This is a genomic window from Bacteroides sp. 3_2_5, from assembly GCF_000159855.2.
In the GTDB taxonomy this organism is placed as follows: domain Bacteria; phylum Bacteroidota; class Bacteroidia; order Bacteroidales; family Bacteroidaceae; genus Bacteroides; species Bacteroides fragilis.
This window is the reverse complement of sequence record NZ_JH636044.1, coordinates 1,280,834-1,306,621: the sequence shown is the minus strand read 5'-3', so window position 1 is coordinate 1,306,621 and position 25,788 is coordinate 1,280,834. Positions and strand designations below refer to the sequence as shown.

Here is a 25,788-nt window from a genome sequence, read left to right as displayed (position 1 = left end):
AGAACAGGGAGCGTTTCTCTCCATTCTGCACTCACCTCTCCTATTTTTATTTTATTGCAAAATCCACATCAGTTTATTTACATCGTCCACTCCTCCGAACTGACGTTCAAGAGCCTCGTTCTGATGTTCCAGGTTATAATCGGACTCTGATTTGGGATACATCCAGCGCATCGGCAACCTGTCATTCATCGTATTACGGTTGGTTGCAGGATTAATCGGCAACACCGGATAACCTGTACGTCGATAATCATAATAAACATCATATGGATGCTGCATGAACGAAGCCAGATAACGTTGCGTCAATATCTTCTCAATATCCGCTTCTTTCTCACCACTCAATTGGATAGCGGGTGTTTCAAGGAAAGCTGCAATCGCTTCCTCTGTAATCGGATGTCCATGATGATATACCTCTTCATCCGGAGTATTGGAAGCTATAAACTCCATATGGGCTCTGATCGCCTTTTTATAGTAAGCAGACGCATCTCCCGAAATCCATCCCCGCACGGCTGCTTCGGCCAGAATAAAATTCTGCTCGGCATATCCTAATCGAACGACCGGTTCTCCGGAAGGATAATCGGTATAACGTGCATTAAATCCGGAGTATTGTTCAGTTGCATAAGCTTTTTCTATCTGCTCGAAAGGCAGTGAAGGGTCTGTACCGATATAAGCATCCCAACTGTCGGCTGTCACCCCTTCATTAAGTTTGGCCTTTGCCGGCTTTGCATAATAGAACATGCGAATATCTCCTGTCGCCTTGAATTTATCAATCAGCATGGTAGACAGCATGGCATAACCCGCATGCTTGGTATTCGTGTTATGGAAAGGATACACTGTATTCGCTTTATCCGCATATTTCATCTGCAGATTATCTTCATTCGATTCCATCAGGCTGCCCGATGCTACGATCCGTGCAAAACGTTCCTTCACCTTCAGGTCGGCATCGCTCTCTTTCTTCGAGAGGTGCATCAGCACTTTCAGTTGAAAAGCCGTAGTCGCTTTCTTCCACTTGCTGATACTTCCTCCCAGGATCGGATCGCCATCAAAATCTTTAGCTGTCGAAAACAGTTCATAAGCTGTTTCCAGATCGCTCAGAATAAAGTTCATCACTTCCTTCTGGGTATTGTACTTAGGACGTACCAACCCTAATTCGCCTTGCAAAGCTTCTTCATAAGGAAGATCTCCCATCTCCATCGACATATAAAATATCTTATAGGCCTTGATGAAATGTGCCAGTCCGTCGTATGCATTTACGTTATCGTCCGAAACGGATTCGACCATCTTCTGGGCATTGATCAGGGTAGTATACCCGCCAAAACCGGAACGCCCGAAGACATTATACTGGTAATCTTCCATACTTTCACCCCATGCCATCTGCTTGGCAAGCAATTCGTCGTATATAAAGGATTTACTGGCACTGGAAGAGGTAATGTCCAGCAGTAATCCGGTTGCCAGCAATGAAGAGGTCACCTTAGTGGTTGCATCGGGATCTGTATTGATTTCATCGAACTTATCACAAGACGCCAACAAAGCGGTTGCCAGCAACAGCGATATGTATTTATTAATTCGTTTCATATTATTCTATCTTTTAAAAATCCAATTTTACATTAAAACCTAAATAACGGGTGGAAGGAGAGCTCAGGTTATCCGAGTCACTGTCGGGATCGGTAAAACGGAACTCTTTGGTCCAGACAAACAGGTTTTGTCCGACAAAAGCCAGTGTCAGCCCTTTCATACGAAGCTTGTCACAAACCGATTTAGGCATTTGATAGCTCAGTGAGAGGTCACGCAATTTAAAGAAAGTTTCATCAAATACATTCTGACGGGTGACGGTGCCTATATATGGATTGGTACTCTTCATATACGATTCGTAGGATACCTGTACATCATTCGGAGCAAACACACGGTTGTCATGGATGATTTTTCCATTCGAGTCATAATCTACACTTCCCGAAACTACTTTTACTCCACTGCCCACAAAGTTGGTCTTCTTGTTCACTACCTCGTCATACCGCCACTGGTTGTCCGAGTCGATATGTGCTCCCGAATTCCACATGGCCTGATTGGTCTTCGAATGTGCCATACCTCCTACTCGTCCGTCAAGTGTAAAAGAAAGAGTAAAGTTCTTATAGGTTACCGTATTGGTCCAGCCCCATATCCAATCGGGATATTCATAGCCGATAACCGACTGGTAGTCGCTCTGTTTGGGATAACCATTATAATTAACTAAATTTCCCTGTGAATCACGCTCCCAATCGTAAATACCGTACCAGTCCCAACGTTTCCCGACGGCTACCCAAGGTTTTTGTGTAGAATACACCGGGTCTATTTTGGTATAATACCAACGGTCACGCGACCAGTTGAAGGACGACTCCCATTTCAGGTCTCTCGTCCTGATAATATCGCCCGATAAAGTCAACTCTACTCCCCGTCCCACATATTCTTCATCGATATTGATCAATGTAGACGTAAATCCGGAAGAGTTACTGATACCTGCACTGCGGGTCAAGTTGTAATAGAGTTTATTATAATATGTAAAATCCAGTTTCAGGCGATTCTTAAACATGTGAATTGCCGTACCGATTTCATAAGAACGCGTGGCCGAGGGTTTCACCGCTACACCACGGATAGATGTCGGATAATATGCGGCGCTCTCACCGTTCCACAAATCGGTAGAAACACTGTAAGTATTGTTGGTATCGTATACTCCCAAGTCACTCTTGGTCTGCGTCCATGCCCCCCTCACTTTCCAGAAGTCAATCACTTCGGGCATTGGGATGAACTGTGAAAGAACCACACTACCAGCTACAGAAGGATAGAAATAAGAACGTGTCTCCGACGGCAATGAAGAAGACCAGTCATTACGTCCTGTCACATCCAGAAACAGTGTACTTTTCCAGGAAACAGAGGCTTTGGCATATACACTGGTCACCAGTTTTTTGGTAATACCGCTGGTTGTCTTCACCGGATCAATCGATGACTTCAATGAATAATACCCCGGAATTTTCAACCCATTCTGCGTTTCGCCCAGGATATTGTCACTCTTCCAATAATAAACGTTTCCACCAATAAAACCATCGACATTAAAATCACCGAATTTGTGATCGGCAGACAAGATCAGGTCATTGTTTAAGCTGTATCCTCCTAAACGTTGCAGCCCGTAATAACCTTGTTTATGCCAGCCACCTACGGCACTGACGGCATTCCGCCACTCTTTCTTCTGCGAGTATGAATCCAGACCCGAACGCAGCGACAGGTTCAACCAGGGAGTAAAATCATAGTTGGCAGAAAGATATCCGTTAATCAAATCGTAATCACTCGAACGGACAATTTCATTTGCTATGAAATAAGGGTTGTCATACCACTTGGTATCCATCCAGTTCTGCTGTTCGTCCTGCTTGATCCAGTAGTTCTTATAGTCGCGTATATCATATTCGGCACCCGACCACACCAACAGGTTATAAAGGAATCCGCTACCACCGTATCCGGCTCCCATGTCATTGGGATAAAAGCGCTTATTATAAGTCAATCCTCCGTCAAAAGAGAATTTCTTCCACTTCATATCACCCGACACCGAATAAGTGATCTTATTCAGTTTCTGGTTCGGATACTGTCCTTTATTATACACATGGGTCAATGAAGTGCGTACACTTCCATATTTACCTTTCTGAGAGACACTTACGTTGTTGTTTGTCACCATACTCAACTCCTGGAAGTTCTTCAGATTGTTTTTGCCTTTCGATACCAAAGGCATGTCTACCCATTCGTGCGTATACGGATCATACTGCAATGCCGTACGCCCGATGTCCAGCTTATCTCCCCATACATATCCTCCGGTAGAATAGGTACCCTGTGATCCGGAACTGTATGACGTTTGCACTTCCGGCTTTCTCAGATATCCGGCCGCAAACATCGTACTGCTATTCACAGTCACATTCAGTCCCTCTTCTTTTCCTTTTTTGGTAGTAATCATCACCGCACCGGCTCCTCCACGTGCACCATATAGGGCCGAAGCCGTAGCTCCTTTCAAGACATCGACCGACTCGATATCATCAGCAGCTATATCATTTAATCCTACGTTACCATAAGGCACTCCGTCGATAACCAGCAAAGGAGCAGATGCACGCAACGAAAGTGAAGGTGAAGTATTGAACTCCGTACTGTTTTTTACATTCAATCCGGCAATCTTACCGGTCAGCGATGTAGCTACATTTACGGTCTTGACAGCAGCCAGTTTGTCACCGTCTACCTTTTGCACGGCATAGCCCAGAGCTTTTTCCTCGCGCTTGATACCCAAGGCCGTCACCACAACTTCGTCGAGTTGTTTCGTATTTTCGGCCAACTGAACAGTAAGTGAGGTATTATTACCTACCGGAACTTCTTTAGTGATATATCCGATATATGAAATGATAATCGTACTCTTAGTTCCTACAGAAAGGCTGAAATTACCGTTGATGTCGGTAATCGTTCCGTTTCCGGTTTCTTTCTCCTTAATATTGGCTCCGATAACGGGCGACCCGGTTTCATCAGTCACCAGCCCCTTTATCTTTTTAGTGGTCTGCTGTTGTGCAGCGGTTGTTTCCAAAATCTGTTTTGGAGACAGGATTATGCTGTTCTCCAATATCTTATACCCGATATTCGTTCCGGCAAACAATTGGTTCAGAACCTGACTGATCTCTTTCTGGTTACTTTTGATTGTCACATTCCGGGAGATATCCACTTGCTTGTTGTTATAGAAGAAGTGAAACTCCGACTGCTTTTCTATTTCATCCAGCACTTTCTGAAGACTACTGTTGTTGACATTTAAAGTCACACGTACTGACTGGCTATAACCTTTAGCCGCAAATGCCATGCTGGCAAAGACAAACAACATTATTGCTGATAGTTTCATACACAAAGGTATTTTTTTCAAGAGCGAAAATGTATTCTGCCTCCCGAAAAATTGGAAGTTTAAGTAAATTGTCATAGATTTGTAGTGATTTTGATTTAAAAAATTCTATTTGCCGCACAGTTTGTCGCCAAACAAACTGACGGTGGACTTTCATACAGGTAGATACGCCAATATCTTCCTGTATGTTTTTTTGTTTTAGGGAGAGCGTGCTGTCATAGTAGTAATAAAAATGATTTTAAAGTTTCATACTCAAACGGTTAATATAATTCTATCTTTGTTTTTTCCTGTATTGCCTTGTGTGTGGCATCATACTCCAGATCAAGGTATTTATACTGTATTCCGGATGCATATCTGAAGTGTTCAAGGATCAACGGCAAATACTGCCTGCTGAACACACCGGTGAAAGAATTGGCATATAGTGTGGAATCTTTCACGATAAACTCTACATTAAACCTCTTGCTGAGTATCTTCAGCGTTTCGGCCAATGATGTGTTTTTAAGCACTACCTGACCGTTCTTCCAGGCTGTATAGATCTCCACATACGATTTTTCGGCCCGTGCCTCGTGTGTCGCCGTATTATATACAAATTCTTCATCGGGCTTCATGACGAATGTTTCTTTTGTATCGCCTTTCCCCAAAAATGACAACCTGACCGATCCCGATACCAACGTTGTCCTGACTACACTATCCGTCCGGTATGCTTCCATATTGAACTCCGTACCCAATACTTCGGTCTGTATATTGAAAGGAGTATTGACCACAAACCGTTTACTCCTGTCTTTACGGACAGAGAAGTAAGCCTCCCCGTCAAGTTCCACCGTACGCGTATCCCCTGTAAACTTAACAGGATGTTTCAGTGAAGATCCGGAGTTAAGCCAGACTTTGGTACCGTCCGGTAAATTTGCCTCAGCCACCATACCGGGATTGGTCCGTATCTCCACATATTCTTGCGGCGGATTTTTCAGAATTAAATAAAGGGTGGTGGCAAGCAGCGGTAACGCCATACAAGCAGCAATACGCTGCCCCCAAACCATCCAGGAGATTCTATGTCGATGTTTGTGTATTCTGCCCTTCACCTGCTGTAAGGCTGCGGAAGCATCCACCCGATTCATATAGTCCAGTGTGTCTGCCGCGCGGTAGAGCCGGAAAATATCTCGTGCCATCTTCTCGTTATCTTCCGAAGCCGCTATCCATTCCTCCACCTCTTTCCGGCGATCGGCTGGGAGCTCCCCCGCAAAATAATTTAAAAGAACCGACTCATTAATGTAACAGGATTCATCCATAATTCGTGCTTTTATAGATAAGACGAACCAAAATAGAAATCTCCTAACCAAAAAACGTATTTTTTTTGAAAATAATATTATTTTTGCCCAAAACGAAGGTCTACATGTATAACGACACCTCGCGCACAGTAAGCGATGAAACTCTGTTCTTCCAGGTTCAGCAGGGAAACGAAGGCGCATTCGAAGCATTGTTTCTCAGGCATTACCCGGCTCTTTGTGCCTATGCCCGGCTCTTTGTCGAACCGGATGACGGCCAGGAGATCGTATCGGACGTCATGGTCTGGCTTTGGGAAAATAAAGAAATGCAGGCATTCGAGAGTTCCTTAAAAAGTTATTTGTTCAAGGCTGTTAAAAACCGCTGCCTGACTCTCATCAACCGGAACGAAGTGAAACAACGGATCGAAAAAATGATATTCGATAATCTCCAATCGCAGTATGATGATCCCGACTTCTACGCTATACAGGAGTTAACCGAAAAAATAGAAGAAGCTCTGGCACGACTTCCCGAGAATGTACGCGAAGCATTCGAACTCAACCGCTTTCAGAATCTGACATACAATGAAATAGCCGAACGACTGGGAGTGTCTCCCAAAACAATCGATTACCGGATTCAACAGGCCTTAAAACAGTTGCGCATCGACCTGAAGGAGTATCTCCCCTTATTACTTCCTTTCCTCCTGCATTGAAAGGACGAAACAGTTCTTAGTTTCGTTGCAGATCTCCTTATCTTTACGTACATTTGGCAGTAGCATACGATATCTGACACCCGGGTGTCGAATAGTCTGACATGGGGGTGTCACACACTGCGACACCCCCATGTCAGCACTCCTAAAGTCTATGCTTCCCGTACAGAGAGTACAGAGAAAACGATAACTAACCTTAAAGATAAAAGTATATGCCTATAAACTATGTAGTCAGGAAGAAAAAAGATCAGAGCGGTAATGAAGTTAAAGAGCTCTACTATGCCGTGCCCAGTGCCATTCAGAACAAAGGAGTCAGTGAAAAACAATTAGCGGAGGACCTGCACGACAACAGTTCACTCTCGGCAGGCGACGTACTGTCTGTACTCGAACAACTCCCGAAAGCCATCGCACGACATATGAAAGAAGGAAGAACCGTCACTATCCGCGGATTGGGAACTTTCTACCCGGCCTTAAGCAGCGAGGGCTGCGAAACTCCCGAAGAATGTACGCCCAACAAAGTCAGATTGACACGCATTTGCTTCCGGGCCGATACTGCGTTCACCTACGACGTGAAACATTGCGAATTCGAAAGCATGCAACTGCGATTTACAAAGAGGCCGAAGCCCGGTAAGGAAGAGTGAACCAAAAGACAGAACCTTTTCCGGACTCGGACTGAACCCCGATCTCGCCCCCCAACTTCTCAATAATCATTTTGCAGATAGACAGTCCCAATCCGGTGCCTTGTATAAAAGTGTTGTATTTGACAAAGCGCTCAAAAACATGTTCGCATTGCTCGACGGACATACCACAACCGGTATCGGATACATAGAAGTATAACGTATGGGCATCTTGCAACCGATACCCGATCTGAATCTCTCCCTGCGAAGTGAACTTTATGGCATTGACAACCAAATTGGTAAGAACCTGTATCAAGCGGTTCTTATCAGTATGGAAAACACATTGGGGTAAACGTTCGGCAAACGAGAGGGAGACTTCGTCTGTCCTGATACGCAAACGGGCTACCTGTTCGACTTCCGACATCAACTGATTGGCATCCACCTGAGTCACATGAAAGTCATACATTCCGGATTCTATCTTCGACATATCCAGAATATCGTTAATCAGTTGAAGCAAAAGTTCGGTATTGGTTTCGATAATACCGGCATACTCCAGCATTTCTTCTTTATCTTCTACCATAGAAAGCAGATTCGAGAAACCGACAATGGCATTGAGAGGAGTACGTATCTCATGACTCATATTAGCCAGAAAGGCCGATTTAAGCTGATTGGCTTCCTCGGCTTTCAGCTGCGCTTCTTTCATTCGCTGATGGGCTCTTTTAAGAATATGAATATAATAGCCTACGGCACTGACCACCACCAGCAGCAAGACAACAGTCATCAGAATCTCCTTCTTATACTGCTCGAAGAAGCTGACAGGCAGATTGATGTACACAGCCTCTTTCGGATAAAGGGAAACCGGTATGTCATACGACTGCAAAGCCGGATAACAGAGGTAAGCAGCAGGTTTTCCTCCGAGAGCGGGAGGAATGTCTCGCGGAAACTCACCTTCCAGGACACGATGAATCAGCTGTAACAATGAATCGCCGAAGGACTCCACTGAAACATAATATCCTCCGGCGAAAGTATTGTTGGACAGATCCTCGGGAGCCAACAAAAACAGAGGGGAATGTACGAAGCGAGTAATAATCTCCTGAATATGATCGAACAGATAATTGTTATCATCCTGGTTATGAGTCTCGAACCAGGAATAATAAATGAGTCCCGTGGTTTTATCATAACTCTTCAAGGTATCGAGTAACATCTCGGTAGAAATATTCCTGGTGGACAGCTGTTCAAAGGCCAACTCCGGAAAAGATCCGGTCATTGCCTGCTCTACATCTCCGCGAACTGCCTCACTGATGTATCTGTCGTCTGAGATGAAAGCCAGACGCTTCATATCCGGCATCAGCTGCCGCATCAGTCCGATGGTTTCTTTCACATAATATACTTGCCCCAGAGTAGTCACGTTATATCCTTTCCGCCATTCATAAGCGGGGACAGTATTCGATTCGGTCAGCTCTTCGTGTGAAAGTAAGATGTCGAGTGTAGCCGGCAGACGGTCGCGGGTGTTGGTAATGATGACCGGTACATCTTTCCAGACATCATCAAAAAGTTCACGGCAAACAATCCATCCCGGATCGCCGATAAAGACGATCAGTCGGGGAGGCACATCGTATTTCCGCCGTAACTGCTCTACTACGGCTGCTGCTTCTTTACGGTTACACAAAGCGGGCACCGAAAGGGACTCGGCCTTTACGGAGATATTCTTCTTTTGCAGGGCTTGGTGCGTATACCAGAACACATCCTTTGCCCATGGAAGGTTGAAATTGATAGAATTTAGAAACAATACGTCTTCCCTTGTTTTATCTGCATGGGCAGATAGCCGGGAATGAACAGCTCCCAACAATATAAGAAGGAGGCAAAGGCATCTGAATGGTGTCTGTTTCATTTGTATGTTCGTTTCTTTTGAGCGGAAACAAAGGTATGACTATTTCTCCGTATACGAAAAAAGGTACTCTGTTATTTTTAGAGTACCTTTCTGTTTTTATCTTCGTAAGAAGTGGATCTTATACATTTTTCAGGGAAGCAATACTTTCCTTGAGCGACTGGATGATGCTTTCGGCATCCGCCTGTTTCTTGCGCTCCATCTCGATAACGGCTGCCGGAGCGTTATTTACAAACTTTTCATTGCTCAATTTCTTTAAAACTCCCTGCAAGAAACCTTCTTTGTGTTTCAGCTCGGCTTCCATGCGTGCTATCTCGGCATCGACATCGATCATATTGCCCAAGGGCACCGCAAATTCAGTGGTTCCTATCATGAACGAAGAAGCTCCGTCGGCCTTTGCGTCCACTACCTCGATGGCAGACAGATTACACATTTTACGAATGACAGGATTCATCTTTTCTACCGGATTGGCTCCGACTACCTGCAATTCAAGCGGTTCTTTCAATGCGATATTCTTCTGCAAACGAATGGTACGTACACTGCTGATGATTTCTTTGGCTGTTTCGAACTGCTGGAGAAATTCTTCGTTTACCTCTCCCGGTTCTCCCAAAGGCTGTACCATCAGGCTTGCACCCGGTTCACGCTCGCGCAACTGCTGCCACAACTCTTCCGTAATAAACGGCATGAAAGGATGGAGCATAGCCAGCAGACGTTCGAAAGCACTTAACGTCATCGAGTAAATGAATCCGTTAACGGGCTGTCCGTAAGCCGGCTTCACAATCTCGAGCAACCATGAAGAGAATTCGTCCCAGAAGAGTTTATAAATCAACATCAATGCTTCGCTCAGACGATATTTGCTAAACAAATCGGCAACTTCGACAGCAGCGGCATCCAGTCTCTGGTCAAACCACTGTACAGCCAGGTGAGCATCTGCCGGAATATCGATTGTTCCCATTCCGTTCTCCCAACCTTTCACCAATCGGAAAGCATTCCATATCTTATTGCAGAAATTTCGTCCCTGCTCGCAAAGCGCGTCATCAAAGAGAATGTCATTTCCGGCAGGAGCCGAGAGCATCATGCCCATACGTACACCATCTGCTCCGTACTTTTCAATCAATTCCAACGGATCGGGCGAGTTACCGAGTGACTTAGACATTTTACGTCCCAGTTTATCGCGAACGATACCCGTGAAATATACATTCTTGAACGGCATTTTTCCTTCATATTCGTAACCGGCCATAATCATACGGGCTACCCAGAAGAAGATGATATCCGGTCCGGTCACCAGATCGCTTGTCGGATAGTAATAATTGATTTCTTCATTACCCGGATTATTGATGCCGTCAAACAGAGAGATAGGCCATAACCAGGAAGAGAACCAAGTGTCCAGGCAGTCTTCATCCTGACGAAGATCGGTCATCTTCAAGTTAGGATTGCCAGTCTTTTCCCGAGCCAGCTTCAAGGCTTCCTCATCCGTCACAGCTACCACATATCCGCCTTCGGGCAGGAAATATGCCGGGATGCGGTGTCCCCACCACAATTGACGGCTGATACACCAATCCTTGATATTCTCCATCCAATGACGGTAGGTATTCTTATACTTGGCAGGATAGAATTTAATATCATCCTTCATCACCGGTTCAAGAGCGATCTGGGCCAGATGTTCCATCTTGAGGAACCATTGCATAGACAACTTCGGTTCGATGACCACGTTGGTACGCTCTGAATATCCCACTTTGTTGGTGTAAGCCTCTGTCTTCTCCAGCAGTCCGGCTGCTTCAAGATCCTTCTCAATCTGCTTACGGACGTCAAAGCGATCCATACCGATATACATTCCGGCAGCTTTGCTGATCGTACCGTTATCATTGAATATATCGATACTCGGCAAATTATATTTTTCGCCCAGCATATAGTCGTTTACGTCATGTGCCGGAGTCACTTTCAGGCAACCGGTACCAAATTCGATATCCACATAGTCATCTTCGATAACAGGAATCACACGGCCTACCAAGGGAACTATTACTTTCTTTCCTTTGAGATGCTGATTCTTCGGATCGTTCGGGTTGATACACATGGCCGTGTCACCCATAATCGTTTCCGGACGGGTAGTGGCAACCACTGCATATCCGTCTTCTCCTTCAATCTTGTATCTCAGGTAAAACAGCTTTCCATGTTCTTCTTTATAAATCACCTCCTCGTCCGACAGGGCTGTCAGTGCTTTCGGGTCCCAGTTAACCATACGTACTCCCCGGTAGATAAGTCCCTTATTATAGAGATCGACAAATACCTTCAGCACACTTTCACTGCGCTTTTCATCCATAGTAAAAGCCGTACGGTCCCAGTCACACGATGCACCTAACTTACGAAGCTGCTTCAGGATGATACCACCGTGTTCGTCTGTCCATGCCCAGGCATGCTTCAGAAACTCGTCACGGCTCAGATCGGTTTTCTTAATACCCTGTGCGGCCAACTTATTCACTACCTTGGCTTCGGTAGCAATAGAGGCATGGTCGGTTCCCGGCACCCAGCAAGCATTCTTACCTTCCATACGTGCACGACGAACAAGAATATCCTGAATGGTATTATTAAGCATATGTCCCATGTGCAACACACCGGTGACGTTAGGGGGCGGAATGACGATGGTGTAAGGTTCACGTCCATCGGGTTTCGAACTGAATAATTTATGGTCCAGCCAATACTGATACCACTTCCCCTCCACGTCAGCAGGGTTGTACTTACTTGCTAATTCCATGTTATATCTATCTATTTTATTAGTTTATTGCGAAAGATTGGCGCAAAATTAATAAAAATAAGTAGAATATAGGGGCAGGAATATGTACTTTTGTTCCCCGAAAGGAAGAAGAAGCAATGAAAAACAGGAAACGAATCATACGGTACTCTGTTTTAGGGACTTTAATAGCCCTTGTCTGGCTCACTCAGATGCTCCCGGCATTGGGCGAAGGGTATGCCCGTACGGCCTATCCGGTCATTTCATATATCTTGTCCGGTTTTTCGAACATTATCCCCTTTGCATTGGGTGACTTATTTATAGCACTGAGCATTGGAGGAATGATCGCCTATCCGTTTTATGCACGAATCCGACTGAAATTAAGCTGGAAAAAAATACTGAGAAGGGATGTGGAATATTTGCTATGGATCTATGTTTGGTTCTATCTGGCATGGGGACTCAACTATTCACAAAAGAATTTTTATGAACGAACCGGAATTCCATATACTGCCTACACTCCTGAGATTTTCAATGAATTTGTAGACAACTATATCTCAAAACTGAACAAATCGTATGTGCCGGTCAATCGGATCGATAAAGAAGTAATCCGCAAAGAGGCAGTCCGACAATATAACCTGATCAGTGATACACTAGGTATACACCGTCCCCCACACTCCCGTCCTCGGGTAAAAACCATGATGTTCACTCCATTGATTTCGATGGTGGGCGTGACGGGTAGCATGGGACCTTTCTTCTGTGAGTTCACACTGAACGGAGACCTGCTTCCCCCACAATATCCGGCAACCTATACTCATGAGCTGGCACATTTGCTAGGTATCACCAGCGAAGCGGAAGCAAACTTTTATGCATATCAGGTCTGCACCCGCTCCGTAAATAAAGAAATCCGTTTCAGCGGTTATTTTTCTATTTTAGGCCATGTACTTGCCAATGCCCGCCAATTGATGACAGAAGAGGAATATAAAAAGTTATTCGGCAGTATACGTCCGGAAATCATTGAGCTGGCCAGAAAAGACCAGGAATACTGGATGGCAAAGTATAATCCGCTTATAGGTGATATTCAGGACTGGATATATGATTTGTATCTGAAAGGGAACAAAATAGAAAGTGGACGTAAGAACTATTCGGAAGTGATCGGTCTGCTGATTTCATATAATGAATGGAAAAAAGAATCAAATAAATAATAAACATGCATACAAGAGAAGAACAAATGGAAGCGTTCGGACGCTTTCTGGACATCCTCGACGAACTTCGGGTAAAATGTCCATGGGACCGCAAGCAGACTAACGAAAGCCTGCGCCCCAACACTATTGAAGAAACTTACGAACTTTGCGACGCATTAATGCGGAACGACAAAAAAGATATCTGCAAAGAACTGGGAGACGTCCTGCTGCACGTAGCTTTTTATGCTAAAATCGGTTCCGAAACCGGTGATTTCGACATGAAAGATGTATGCGACAAACTTTGTGAGAAATTGATATTCCGTCATCCCCATGTATTCGGGGAAGTAAAAGCAGAAACAGCCGGACAAGTATCCGAAAACTGGGAACAATTGAAACTGAAGGAGAAAGACGGCAATAAAAGTGTGTTAAGCGGTGTACCTGCTGCTTTACCCTCACTTATAAAAGCTTACAGAATACAGGACAAAGCACGCAACGTAGGATTCGATTGGGAAGAAAGAGAGCAGGTTTGGGATAAAGTAAAAGAAGAAATAGCCGAATTTCAGGTGGAAGTAGCCAATATGGATAAGGATAAGGCAGAAGCAGAATTCGGAGATGTCATGTTCAGCCTCATCAATGCTGCCCGACTTTATAAAATCAACCCAGACAATGCATTGGAACGTACCAACCAAAAATTCATCCGACGATTTAACTATCTGGAAGATCATACCATTAAAGAAGGTAAAAATCTAAAAGATATGAGCCTGGATGAAATGGATGCCATCTGGAACGAAGCTAAAAAGAAAGGATTATAGTCCGACACCCCCCGGATTCAAAAAAAGATGAGGGTATGTCACCACTCACCACAGAGTCTTGATACACCCTCATCTATATAATGATTTGCTAAAAGGATAAGCTATTTCCTCTTTCCCTGTGGACGTTCGTTTCCACCTTTATTATCACGTACCCCTTTCAGCAGTTCGCGGTGGAAACGCATCTCGGCTCTTTGCACCAGATAAATTTTCTTGCACGAAAGGATTTTCTTAAACTTCTCAAAATAAGTCTTATCCAGCCGGTCCGAAGCGATGCGGGCATCATAAACTCCTTCCAGGATTTCTCCGTATTGAGTGTCGGTAGTCTTTTCATCTTTACCGCTACGAAGCAATTTCCATGCTTCGTCATTCAATTGCTTTTTCCGATCCTGCAGTTCAAAATAAACCGGAAAAAACTTCGCAGCCTCTTCTTGAGTCAGGCCAGCTTTTTCTGTTATAAATGCTTGTTGTTTGGCCCTGAATTCTTTGGGTGACAAATGTTGATTAGGACTTCCCACAGCACGCAGCGCAGGGGTAAAGCCACAAACTATAATCAATAGAATAATCAGTTTCTTCATTTCGCTTTATTAAATCAGTTTAGTTTACTTATTCGGCTGTCGCATCACTAAGGTAGACGTACAATGAGTAATCGTCCAACATCGAGCGATCTAATGCTACATCAATATATTCATCCGAAACCACTTCTGTCGCTGCTTCATTTGCAGTGAGATGATCACCGGCAGTTGTCGGTTGGTGGTTCGAAGAAGCTACACGGATGATCAATGCAGCCCCTATAAACATAGCCGCCATATAGAGCAAGGGCTTCATCCTGATCCACATCGTGGGTTGCTTCACTTCTTCAAAGGCAGGACCTTCTTTTTCCGGCAGTTTCCCCATGACCTCTGAAGTCAAGTTTTCAAAGTACCCTTCAGGCACTTTAAAGGAATTCTTCTTCCCCACTTTCTTCAATATGTTATCTTCTTCTTTCATACGTTCTTCTCCTCTCTTCTTCTTAGACATTGTACATATTAAAAGGTTTAATTGGCCTCTTCCAAAAACTTCTCGATTTTTTTCACGGCATGATGGTAAGAAGCTTTCAAAGCTCCGACTGAAGTGCCGAATATCTCCGACATCTCTTCATACTTCATCTCCTGATAGTATTTCAGGTTAAACACCATCCGCTGCTTCTCAGGAAGGGTCAGCAGTGCTTTCTGAAGCAAAAGTTCTGCACGATCTCCCGAAAAGTAAGGATCACTCTCCAGTTTCTGGGTGACATCGGCCTCCGGATCGTCAATGGCGACCGTATTCATAGCCCGCTGTTTATTCAGGAAAGTGATACATTCGTTCAGGGCAATACGGTAAAGCCAGGTAGATAGCTTTGCCTCAGCCCGGAAATAATCAATGTTTATCCACGCCTTAATGAAAGTGTTTTGAAGAAGATCATTGGCATCATCGTGTGAAAGCACCATCCGCCGGATTTGCCAGTATAACTGTTCGCTATATTGTGAGACAATCCTTTCAAATCCCTGCTTCTGTGTTCTCTCATCCTGAAGGAGCGCCAAAACCTCTCGTTCATTATAAGGGTTCATAGGTTCGTTTGTAATTCGTATATGTTATTTTAGACAATTCTATTCAGCAATAGTTTAATCACTTCCCCGGAATTAAAGACTTATACACAAATTTTCTTTTGCCAGAATCGTATTCGGGAATACCGCCGAAGCTTCTTTCAGCAAAATACTCTCGTCTTCGTAACGGGCAGAAAAGTGACCGATTACCAACTGGCGTACCCCGGCCTCCAAAGCTATCCGTGCCGCCTGAGCAGCTGTAGTATGATAGGTTTCTTTGGCACGTGCCAACTCTGATTCGGCAAAGGTCGCTTCATGAAAAAGTAAGTCGACACCGGAAAGTTGTTCCACTATTTCCGGCCTAAAAATCGTATCGGAACAATAGGCATACTTTCTGGGAGGATCCGAAGGCCGGGTCAAACGTGTATTGGCAATCACTTCTCCCTCGGGAGTCACGTAATCAGATCCATTCTTTATCCGGTTTAGTTCGTAAACAGGCACCTTATAAAAATCGACCATATCACGTATAATATGATTAGGGCGTGCTTTTTCGGCAAACAGAAAGCCACAACAAGGAATACGGTGCTGAAGCGGAATAGTAGTGACCGTCATCGAACGATCTTCGTAAACCACTGAAGTCTGTCTGGTATCGAATTCATGAAAAATGACTTTATAGGCCAATGTATGGCAAAAGAAATTGAGCATGGGAGTCAACAACTCTTCCAATCCTTTTGGAGAATGAATGTGTAATTCAGCCGTACGTCCCAGTAACCCGAAAGTGGAAATAAGTCCCATCAATCCGAAGCAATGGTCACCATGCAGATGCGAGATAAAGATATGATTCAACCGTGAGAATTTCAACCGTGATTTACGCAATTGCATTTGTGCTCCTTCTCCGCAATCGATCATAAAAAGTTTATCACGCAAATTAACTACCTGTGAAGTAGCAAAATGCCGGGTAGTAGGCAATGCGGACCCGCAACCCAATATATGTAATTCAAATTTTTCCATCTTTCAAACTGTATCTGCAAAGATAGACAATTAAAATTCAGTGCAAAGTCTCACCGAATAAAAAAATAATGAAGGGTTCTGCCAAGATACAAAAAAGAAAGGGTACTCCTTTGCAGGAATACCCTTCAGTTTATCTGAGAAAATATGAATTACTTCTTACCTTCCAACTGTTCTTTCAGAGCAGCCAAAGCATCGATATCACCCAGAGTTGTAGAAGCAGCCTGGTTCTGGATAGCAGGAGTTTCTTCTCTCTTAGAAGATTTCTTTGCGTTAGAAGCAGCCTTCTTTTCAGCTCTTTCTTCTGCCTTAGCAACATCTTCGAAAATGCGGCTGTGAGACAAGATGATTCTCTTAGCATCTTTATTGAACTCGATCACTTTGAATTCCAGTTTCTCGTCCATCTGAGCCTGTGAACCGTCTTCTTTAACGAGATGTTTCGGAGTAGCGAAACCTTCAACACCGTAAGGAAGAGCAACTACAGCGCCTTTATCCAGCATTTCGATAATTGTACCTTCGTGTACGGAACCTACAGTAAATACTGTTTCGAATACATCCCAAGGATTTTCTTCAAGTTGTTTGTGACCAAGGCTCAAACGACGGTTTTCTTTGTCGATTTCCAATACCTGAACTTCGATATCAGCACCAATCTGAGTAAATTCTGACGGGTGTTTAACCTTCTTAGTCCAAGAAAGGTCAGAGATGTGGATCAGTCCGTCAACACCTTCTTCGATTTCTACGAATACACCGAAGTTAGTGAAATTACGAACCTTAGCAGTATGCTTAGAACCTACAGGATACTTCTCTTCGATAGTTTCCCATGGATCTTGTTTCAGTTGTTTGATACCCAAAGACATCTTACGTTCTTCGCGATCCAAAGTCAGAACTACAGCTTCTACTTCGTCACCGACTTTCATGAAGTCTTGTGCAGAACGCAAATGCTGTGACCATGACATTTCTGAAACGTGGATCAGACCTTCAACACCCGGAGCGATTTCGATGAATGCACCGTAGTCAGCCATAACCACTACTTTACCTTTCACTTTGTCACCTACCTGAAGGTTCGGATCCAAAGCATCCCATGGGTGCGGAGTCAGTTGTTTCAGACCCAAAGCGATACGTTTCTTCTCGTCATCGAAGTCGAGGATAACAACGTTCAACTTCTGATCCAGTTCAACCACTTCTTTCGGATCGCTTACGCGGCCCCAAGACAGGTCAGTGATGTGGATCAATCCGTCTACGCCACCCAGGTCGATGAATACACCATAAGATGTGATATTCTTAACGGTTCCTTCAAGAACTTGTCCTTTTTCGAGCTTACCGATAATTTCTTTCTTCTGTTGTTCCAGTTCAGCTTCGATAAGAGCTTTGTGAGAAACAACCACGTTTTTGAATTCCTGGTTGATTTTAACCACTTTGAATTCCATTGTTTTGCCAACGAATACATCATAGTCACGGATCGGTTTCACGTCGATCTGAGAACCCGGCAAGAATGCTTCGATACCGAATACGTCAACGATCATACCACCCTTAGTGCGACACTTGATGTAACCCTTGATAATTTCTTCGTTTTCCAGAGCAGCATTAACGCGATCCCAAGAGCGAGTAGCGCGAGCTTTTCTGTGTGACAGAACCAACTGTCCTTTTTTGTCTTCCTGATTTTCGATGTATACTTCAACAGTATCACCTACTTTCAAATCAGGATTGTAGCGGAATTCATTCAAAGGAATGATACCGTCTGATTTGTAACCGATGTTCACAACAACTTCACGTTTGTTCATTGCGATTACAGTTCCGTCAACAACCTCACGGTCATTTACTTTGTTAAGCGTACCGTCGTAAGCTTTTTCGAGTTCTTCGTGGCTGGCACCAGCGAAGCTCTCGCCGTTTTCATACGCATCCCAGTTGAAGTCTTCAATAGGAGCAACGTTCTTTAAGTTTTCCATTAATAATTAATTGTTTAGTAATTCTTTAATTAAATAAGACATTATATTGATTATATAAATCGGGCGCAAAGATAGAACTATTTTCTTGAATTAGAAAAGAATAGCAAAAAAAATATCAAAAGGAACTACAATCGACATACCTCACATTAATCTCTTCAAAGCTGTGATGGAATCGGATACATATCGGTTGTCCGGTTCTATGGAACGCCAGTAACACAAACTGCCCAGTAAACGCTTCAAGTAAACGGGATCGGTAGAACCAATATGTTCCTGATGTCCGACCAACCCTTTTGTCAGGACGTAGTGCACATTCTTACGAATCTCCCGCTTCTTCACTTTAGGCAGAGTCATCTTCTTGCCTGAGCTAACCGATACTCCCGTAATAATCTTACGTTTATGTTCAGACAAGAAGCGGGTCTTTTTGACATTCATCGTGAAACCTTCTTCCCGAATAATCCTGTGGATTCGTACCAAAACTTCATCTTTCGGCAAATAATCACCCGAAAAGGTAAGATCATCGGCATATCTCGTATAAACCAACCCGTATTCACCGGCCAACGCCATCATTTTTTTATCCATCGGATAGGCTATAATATTACTGAGAGCCGGACTGGTAGGCGCTCCCTGCGGAAGAAAACATCTGAGACAACAAAGTTCCGCCAAAACTTTCGCGATGGAACGTGAGTACCCCATCTCCCTAAAAGCTGCTCTCACCCTGGGTGAACGTATGGAAGGAAAAAAGTCGTGAAGATCTACTTTTAATACATTCTTTCGCCCCAGATGCACCCGTGCATTATCGGATACGGACTTTCCCGGACAAAATCCGGTAACAGCGGGATGTATGTTAGCTAACAATAAAATACGGTGATAGATAGTTTGTTGCATGGAACGAAAATCACCTGCGGGAGCCGAAATATAACGAAATCCGCCACTTCTTTTCCGAACATGAAAACAGGTATATTGGCGCGGTATATAATCCAACACTTCCCTCAATCTGGATTCTTCGGTTGCCAGCAGATTGGCACACCACCTGATAGCTCCGTCATCGAACCGCCTCACACCGGTAGTTCTGACTCTCTTACTAAAAAGACCTTGGGAAAGCGGACCACTTGCTTTTTCTTTGGCATAAGGATTTTCACTGGCATAGTTACCGGCCCTCCACCTTTTATATCCTTCCTGATTTTTGCTTGAACGAATAATACGAACAACCATCCAACAGGTAACGACAATCACAATACCCAAAAGTAGTTCCATCCTTATACATTATAATATATAGAAGCAATAAAAGAAGAGGATGAGAGTATTTACTTTTCTTTATTATGAGTATCTTAATAAAGAAACCAGAAAGAACCTGAGTTCATGAGGCGACTGCACCTCTTTTTTGCTAAATCTTTATCTCATCCTCTTGACCGCAAAGGTAGAAATATTCTTCTCTGCTAACAAAAATAGTAAGAATAAAGTTAGCGGTTAAACAGCTCGAACGTAAACTTGCAGCCGACCTCGGTATACTTCCAGTTCTCACTACCTACAAAAACGCCAAAATCAAAGATGTGAGTACCGATTCCATATCCCAATTCCACATACGGCTGAAGATGGGGTACTGACAATATACTCGCATACAACCGCTCGTTCTGTACATAACGTGTGTATTTAATCAGATGTTTTAATAATAGGAAAGGAGCTTCATAAGTAAAATGTCCCCGTATATATTTCCGTGAAGCATTATACCAACGACGGTCGAGAAGCTGAAATACTCCTCCGATTTCGTCATTCCAACCTTCAGGAAGATTACTTCGGGTAAAGTTATTAAAGTCGACAAAATACATTTCTTTCTGATTGGTAAACATACCAAATCCAAAACGATAATAGATATTACGCATCAGTCCCAAGGGTATATGATGCTGCAAATCAAACTCCAAACGTTCATATTGTCCGGTACTGCCAAATACCCCCTTGATTCCCCTCTCCCAGTCTATCGAAAAAGTGGGATACTTAGAACGGAGATTAATCTTACGGTGTCCGTTCATGTAATAGTATAAACAAGGGGTCCACTCCAACCGAACCCGAGGGGCAAAACTCAAATAGGTATTCCTGATTTTGTTCTGGATATCTTCATTGAGTGTCTCCCGACTCTTTGTCAGTGGAACCAACTTAGAGGACTTTACCGCCTTTCGCCTATGGGTAGATAAGCCTACACTTAACTCTAATCCATTAATAATCTCGATACTGTGTCGGAAGTTAAAATATAAATCGTAAAAGTAGTCCAAATGAATCTGATTAAAATCAAATACACTGTCGGGTATGGCTTTCAAATCATCAAGCACATCGCTACTGTAAATCCGGTTGCCGTTACCAAAGTCAATGTGAACAGCTCCCATCTTCTCGGGCAGGTAATTAAATTCGGTATTGACAGACCAATAGAATTCTTTTCGTGTAAAGTTGTAGCCCAACTTAGGTACCACACGCAATAGCCTATCATGCTTAAAAAGTCGGTTATATTTAAACGATTGCCTGTAGGAAAGCCCATTGCTCCCGCTATAACTCAACAAGAAAGGGTTGATAAGTGGTGAGCACTTCACGCTTCCCAGATTGGAGAGGTTCAATTTATAGTCACTGATCAGTACGTCTCCCACCTGTCCCCAAAACACCTGACTCTTACTCTTTGGTTTGATGTTGCGTTGAATGGTATCTTTACGCAACGCATCTTCTTTGTATAGTCTGCGCTCAGCCTCCGACAAAGGAATAGGCCTCAATGTTTCAAAATAAGCACTATCCGTATGGAAAGAGGTAGTCTCGCATTGCAAGTTATAAGAGTCTGAAAGATCATATTTACTTTTTCCTTTTATTCTCGCCCTCACCTTCTCTTTCCATTTATTCTGATTTTCTTCAAGCACAATATCGTGATAGTTGAGCGATGCCACATAAACTCCATTAATACGGTTACCCAAAAAATTAAACTGTCCTTCGACATTATAGCTGACCGGAAGAAACTCATCATCCTTTCCTACACGACCCATTTTTATCAGGCAACTGAACAATAGCAGTTCCGACCTGCCGGAAAAACGTATTTCGCGGACACTCCACACGTCACTACTCACAATCATATATCCACCCACCAACTGATCACTCTTACTTCTGGGGATAAACCGTATCTTATATTGTCGGTTGTCCGTCCCACCCATTATGGAATCGATCAGGTACTTATAATATTTCCGCCCGTTTTTGGCCAAAGGCGAAAGCAATCGGTCGTAAAGCAGCGTTGAAGAATAAAGATTGATATTGAAATACTCGAGCATCCCCGGTACTCCCCGGCTATTATGCACAGTGCCCATAGAAGCTTTCACCTTTTGGTCATAGATATTAGGAGCTGTAAAATGCAGATCACTATACGTCTCCACCATATACTGCCGTACACCTTTTTGAAGACGGAACATGGAAGGTACATACCGGAGAATAAAATTCTTTCGTTTGATGTCCATCGTACCTTTTATATATAGATCGGCCCGATAGTCGGTCACTAACTTTTCGTAAAAAGGAGCGAAAGTCATCACATTATTCAAAATAGAATCGGCAGAGATGGGACGATTGGTCTGAGGATCAAGAACAACGTTAGCCACTCCCTTTTGAACAAAACAGAGCGAGAATAACCAAAAACACCATATTAATATATTGCACCTCAAATACTAATCTCCTTATTGAAGGCAAATATAAAAAAAATCCGATTATGCGACTAATAAATTCATATTTTATAGTAATCTCCGGATAGGTAAAGTATACAAAAAAGTTCTTTCGCCCACAAACAAATAGGGGTGTACAAAGAAAAAACATATTTATTTTGCAAAATACCCCTATAAAAATAGGGGTATATTAGAAAAAACATATAATTTTGTGCCCAACAACCAATAAAAGAGACACCATCATGTCAAAAATGAGATTTTTCGCACTACAAGAGCTATCTAACAGAAAGCCCTTAGAAATTACTACTCCCTCTAATAAACTATCCGATTATTATGCCAGCCATGTATTCGATCGTAAGAAGATGCAAGAGTACCTTCCCAAAGAAGCATACAAAGCAGTAGTAGACGCTACCGAAAAAGGCACCCCTATCAGCCGAGAAATGGCCGACCTGATAGCCAACGGCATGAAAAGCTGGGCAAAATCGCTCAATGTGACACACTACACGCACTGGTTTCAGCCACTGACAGACGGAACGGCCGAGAAACATGACGGCTTTATCGAGTTCGGTGAAGACGGTGAAGTAATCGAACGTTTTTCCGGCAAATTACTGATCCAGCAGGAACCGGACGCTTCTTCTTTCCCTAATGGTGGAATCCGTAATACATTCGAAGCCCGCGGTTACACTGCATGGGACGTTTCGTCACCGGCTTTCGTAGTAGACACCACTCTTTGTATCCCGACGATTTTTATCTCATATACAGGTGAAGCACTCGACTACAAAACTCCATTATTAAAAGCATTGGCAGCCGTTGACAAAGCTGCTACCGAAGTATGCCAGCTTTTCGACAAAAATATCACCCGGGTATTCACCAATTTGGGTTGGGAACAGGAATATTTTTTGGTTGACACCTCTTTATATAATGCCCGCCCCGACCTTCGACTAACAGGACGCACCTTGATGGGACATTCTTCGGCCAAGGACCAACAGTTGGAAGATCATTACTTCGGTTCTATTCCACCACGCGTCACAGCTTTCATGAAAGAACTTGAAATAGAGTGTCACAAGCTGGGCATACCGGTAAAGACCCGCCACAATGAAGTCGCTCCCAACCAGTTTGAATTGGCTCCCATTTTTGAAAACTGTAATCTGGCGAATGACCACAATCAGCTGGTAATGGACCTGATGAAACGTATCGCACGCAAACATCATTTTGCTGTTCTTTTCCATGAAAAGCCCTACAATGGCGTTAATGGTTCGGGCAAACATAACAACTGGTCGCTCTGCACCGATACAGGCATCAACCTCTTTGCACCGGGTAAAAATCCAAAAGGAAACATGCTATTCCTTACTTTCCTGGTAAACGTATTAATGATGGTCCACAAGAATCAGGATCTGTTGCGTGCTTCTATTATGAGTGCCGGAAACAGTCACCGTTTGGGAGCCAACGAAGCACCTCCCGCTATCTTGTCCATTTTCCTGGGTTCACAACTGTCAGCTACACTCGATGAAATTGTCCGTCAGGTGACCAACTCAAAAATGACTCCGGAGGAGAAGACAACTTTGAAATTAGGTATCGGGCGTATACCCGAAATCCTGCTCGATACCACCGACCGTAATCGCACTTCTCCTTTTGCATTCACAGGAAATCGTTTTGAGTTCCGTGCCGCCGGCTCCTCAGCCAACTGTGCTGCTGCCATGATTGCCATAAATGCTGCCATGGCCAACCAGTTGAATGAATTTAAAGCATCGGTAGACAAACTGATGGAAGAGGGTATCGGTAAGGACGAAGCAATCTTCCGCATCCTGAAAGAAAATATCATAGCCTCCGAACCTATCCGTTTTGAGGGTGACGGCTACTCAGAAGAGTGGAAACAGGAAGCAGCCCGCCGCGGACTAACCAACATCTGCCATGTTCCGGAGGCCCTGATGCATTATATGGATAACCAATCGAGAGCCGTACTGATAGGCGAACGTATCTTCAACGAAACCGAACTCGCCTGCCGTCTGGAAGTGGAATTGGAAAAATATACCATGAAGGTACAGATTGAAAGCCGCGTATTGGGTGATCTGGCCATCAACCACATCGTCCCTATCGCTGTCAGCTACCAGAACCGTCTTTTGGAAAACCTTTGCAGAATGAAAGAAATCTTCTCTGAAGAAGAATACGAAGTAATGAGTGCCGATCGGAAAGAACTTATTAAAGAAATCTCTCACCGTGTATCTGCTATTAAAGTACTGGTACGCGACATGACAGAAGCCCGCAAAGTAGCCAATCACAAAGAGAACTTCAAAGAGAAAGCTTTTGCTTACGAAGAGACCGTACGTCCTTACCTGGAAAGCATACGCGACCATATAGACCATCTCGAGATGGAAATTGACGATGAAATCTGGCCGTTGCCCAAATACAGAGAACTGTTATTCACGAAGTAAGCCATACTTGATGTCTCCCCGTAAGAAGGTCCTTTTCAAAGATCTCTTATGGGGAGCTTTTCATTTCCCGGGTTTCCTCTACCCAACCCTACTTTCCTGCCGGCAAACATCCCAGCGTCTGTCAACAAAAGATTGAAAGAGATCAATGCTCAATTTGAAAGATAGATAAACCGGAGTTCCATATTGCGCTTCTTGCTCTCAGAAAGAGTATGCTCACTCTCCTAAATAGCCCGCCCGACTTCCAAAATGTAAAGCATACATAGCAAACTTTTCGATAAACTATTCTGTTTTTCATTTTTTCTTTCTACATTTGTGCTTTATAACACAGTTTTGCAACAGATATGGTAAAGATGAATTTGTCAGAAATAAACGTTCCCGAACGTATTGCAGAGATGTGGGCTCCTCTAAACGCAGAGCAAAGGGAGTTCCTGGCCAATAATTTCACCCTTCAAAATTACAAAAAGAATGAAACAATTTATTGTGAAGGTGAATCACCTACCTATCTGATGTGTCTGCTTAGCGGCAAAGTAAAAATCTATAAAGACGGTGTAGGAGGCAGAAGTCAGATTATACGCATGATAAAGCCTACAGAATATTTCGGTTACCGAGCTTACTTTGCCAAAGAAGACTATGTGACTGCCGCTTCTGCGTTCGAACCTTCAACCATCTGCCTGATTCCCATGAGTGCTATCATGACACTGGTAAGCCAGAACAATGACCTGGGTATGTTTTTCATTCGTCAATTGTCTATCGACCTCGGTATTGCCGATGAAAGAACCGTCAATTTGACCCAAAAACACATTCGCGGACGCTTGGCCGAATCACTGCTTTTCCTCAAAGAAAGCTATGGACTGGAAGAAGATGGCTCTACGTTAAGTATCTATCTTTCACGCGAGGATTTGGCTAACCTATCGAATATGACTACTTCTAATGCCATCCGTACATTATCCAACTTCGCAACCGAACGACTGATCACCATCGACGGACGAAAAATCAAGATCATCGACGAGGAAAAACTTAAGAAGATCAGCAAAATAGGATAAAAGCGCTTTGTCGCCATTCAATAACTTAACACACATTTAT

Annotated in this window: 18 protein-coding genes; 6 read left to right on the top strand and 12 right to left on the bottom strand. The window is 43.7% G+C overall.

What is annotated here, in order from left to right; all coding sequences use genetic code 11:
* Positions 1-51: 51 nt before the first annotated feature.
* From BSHG_RS12695 to BSHG_RS12705, 3 genes are all read right to left on the bottom strand, one after another.
* Complete coding sequence (locus BSHG_RS12695; protein WP_005785422.1) at positions 52-1,572, bottom strand: SusD/RagB family nutrient-binding outer membrane lipoprotein; 1,521 nt, start codon at positions 1,570-1,572, stop codon at positions 52-54.
* Between the two features lie 13 nt (positions 1,573-1,585).
* Complete coding sequence (locus BSHG_RS12700; RefSeq protein ID WP_008658858.1) at positions 1,586-4,888, bottom strand: SusC/RagA family TonB-linked outer membrane protein; 3,303 nt, start codon at positions 4,886-4,888, stop codon at positions 1,586-1,588.
* 257 nt (positions 4,889-5,145) lie between these two features.
* Entirely contained in the window at positions 5,146-6,171 is a 1,026-nt protein-coding gene (locus BSHG_RS12705; RefSeq protein ID WP_005785419.1) for a FecR family protein, read from the bottom strand.
* Positions 6,172-6,275: 104 nt separating this feature from the next.
* Here BSHG_RS12705 and BSHG_RS12710 point away from each other — a divergent pair, with 104 nt between their 5' ends.
* A complete protein-coding gene (locus BSHG_RS12710) occupies positions 6,276-6,857 on the top strand; it encodes an RNA polymerase sigma-70 factor (protein ID WP_008768015.1) in 582 nt (193 codons plus the stop codon).
* A gap of 209 nt (positions 6,858-7,066) precedes the next feature.
* Complete coding sequence (locus BSHG_RS12715) at positions 7,067-7,495, top strand: HU family DNA-binding protein (protein ID WP_005795912.1); 429 nt, start codon at positions 7,067-7,069, stop codon at positions 7,493-7,495.
* Here BSHG_RS12715 and BSHG_RS12720 read toward each other — a convergent pair.
* Together BSHG_RS12720 and BSHG_RS12725 are read right to left on the bottom strand one after the other, a co-directional pair.
* Positions 7,461-9,362 carry an ATP-binding protein gene (locus BSHG_RS12720; protein WP_008658855.1) on the bottom strand — a complete coding sequence of 634 codons (1,902 nt, stop codon included), beginning with the start codon at positions 9,360-9,362 and terminating at the stop codon, positions 7,461-7,463. The genes BSHG_RS12715 and BSHG_RS12720 overlap by 35 nt on opposite strands.
* A gap of 118 nt (positions 9,363-9,480) precedes the next feature.
* Entirely contained in the window at positions 9,481-12,111 is a 2,631-nt protein-coding gene (locus tag BSHG_RS12725; protein WP_008658853.1) for a valine--tRNA ligase, read from the bottom strand.
* A 116-nt stretch (positions 12,112-12,227) separates the two neighbouring features.
* Between BSHG_RS12725 and BSHG_RS12730 the strand changes: the two genes are divergently transcribed.
* Positions 12,228-13,289, top strand: a complete 1,062-nt coding sequence (locus BSHG_RS12730) for a DUF3810 domain-containing protein (RefSeq protein WP_008658851.1) — start codon at positions 12,228-12,230, stop codon at positions 13,287-13,289.
* Between the two features lie 5 nt (positions 13,290-13,294).
* The gene (gene mazG, locus BSHG_RS12735) at positions 13,295-14,080 is read left to right on the top strand and encodes a nucleoside triphosphate pyrophosphohydrolase (RefSeq protein ID WP_005785408.1); all 786 of its coding nucleotides are present in this window, start codon (positions 13,295-13,297) and stop codon (positions 14,078-14,080) included.
* A 101-nt stretch (positions 14,081-14,181) separates the two neighbouring features.
* On the opposite strand, the gene BSHG_RS12740 is transcribed toward mazG, so the two are convergent.
* From BSHG_RS12740 to BSHG_RS12770, 7 genes are all read right to left on the bottom strand, one after another.
* Positions 14,182-14,655, bottom strand: coding sequence for a hypothetical protein (locus BSHG_RS12740; protein ID WP_005801211.1), 474 nt, complete (start codon positions 14,653-14,655; stop codon positions 14,182-14,184).
* Between the two features lie 28 nt (positions 14,656-14,683).
* Entirely contained in the window at positions 14,684-15,097 is a 414-nt protein-coding gene (locus tag BSHG_RS12745) for a hypothetical protein (protein WP_005785404.1), read from the bottom strand.
* 17 nt (positions 15,098-15,114) lie between these two features.
* Positions 15,115-15,666, bottom strand: coding sequence for an RNA polymerase sigma factor (locus BSHG_RS12750; RefSeq protein WP_005785402.1), 552 nt, complete (start codon positions 15,664-15,666; stop codon positions 15,115-15,117).
* A gap of 72 nt (positions 15,667-15,738) precedes the next feature.
* Positions 15,739-16,653, bottom strand: coding sequence for a ribonuclease Z (locus BSHG_RS12755; RefSeq protein WP_005801215.1), 915 nt, complete (start codon positions 16,651-16,653; stop codon positions 15,739-15,741).
* 149 nt (positions 16,654-16,802) lie between these two features.
* Positions 16,803-18,596 carry a 30S ribosomal protein S1 gene (gene rpsA, locus BSHG_RS12760; RefSeq protein WP_005775782.1) on the bottom strand — a complete coding sequence of 598 codons (1,794 nt, stop codon included), beginning with the start codon at positions 18,594-18,596 and terminating at the stop codon, positions 16,803-16,805.
* A 141-nt stretch (positions 18,597-18,737) separates the two neighbouring features.
* Entirely contained in the window at positions 18,738-19,850 is a 1,113-nt protein-coding gene (locus BSHG_RS12765) for a reverse transcriptase family protein (protein ID WP_008658846.1), read from the bottom strand.
* Between the two features lie 206 nt (positions 19,851-20,056).
* Positions 20,057-22,276, bottom strand: coding sequence for a DUF5686 family protein (locus BSHG_RS12770; RefSeq protein ID WP_008658844.1), 2,220 nt, complete (start codon positions 22,274-22,276; stop codon positions 20,057-20,059).
* A gap of 239 nt (positions 22,277-22,515) precedes the next feature.
* Here BSHG_RS12770 and BSHG_RS12775 point away from each other — a divergent pair, with 239 nt between their 5' ends.
* Complete coding sequence (locus tag BSHG_RS12775) at positions 22,516-24,705, top strand: glutamine synthetase III (protein ID WP_005795924.1); 2,190 nt, start codon at positions 22,516-22,518, stop codon at positions 24,703-24,705.
* A gap of 341 nt (positions 24,706-25,046) precedes the next feature.
* Complete coding sequence (locus tag BSHG_RS12780; RefSeq protein ID WP_005785389.1) at positions 25,047-25,748, top strand: Crp/Fnr family transcriptional regulator; 702 nt, start codon at positions 25,047-25,049, stop codon at positions 25,746-25,748.
* The last annotated feature ends 40 nt before the right edge of the window (positions 25,749-25,788 follow it).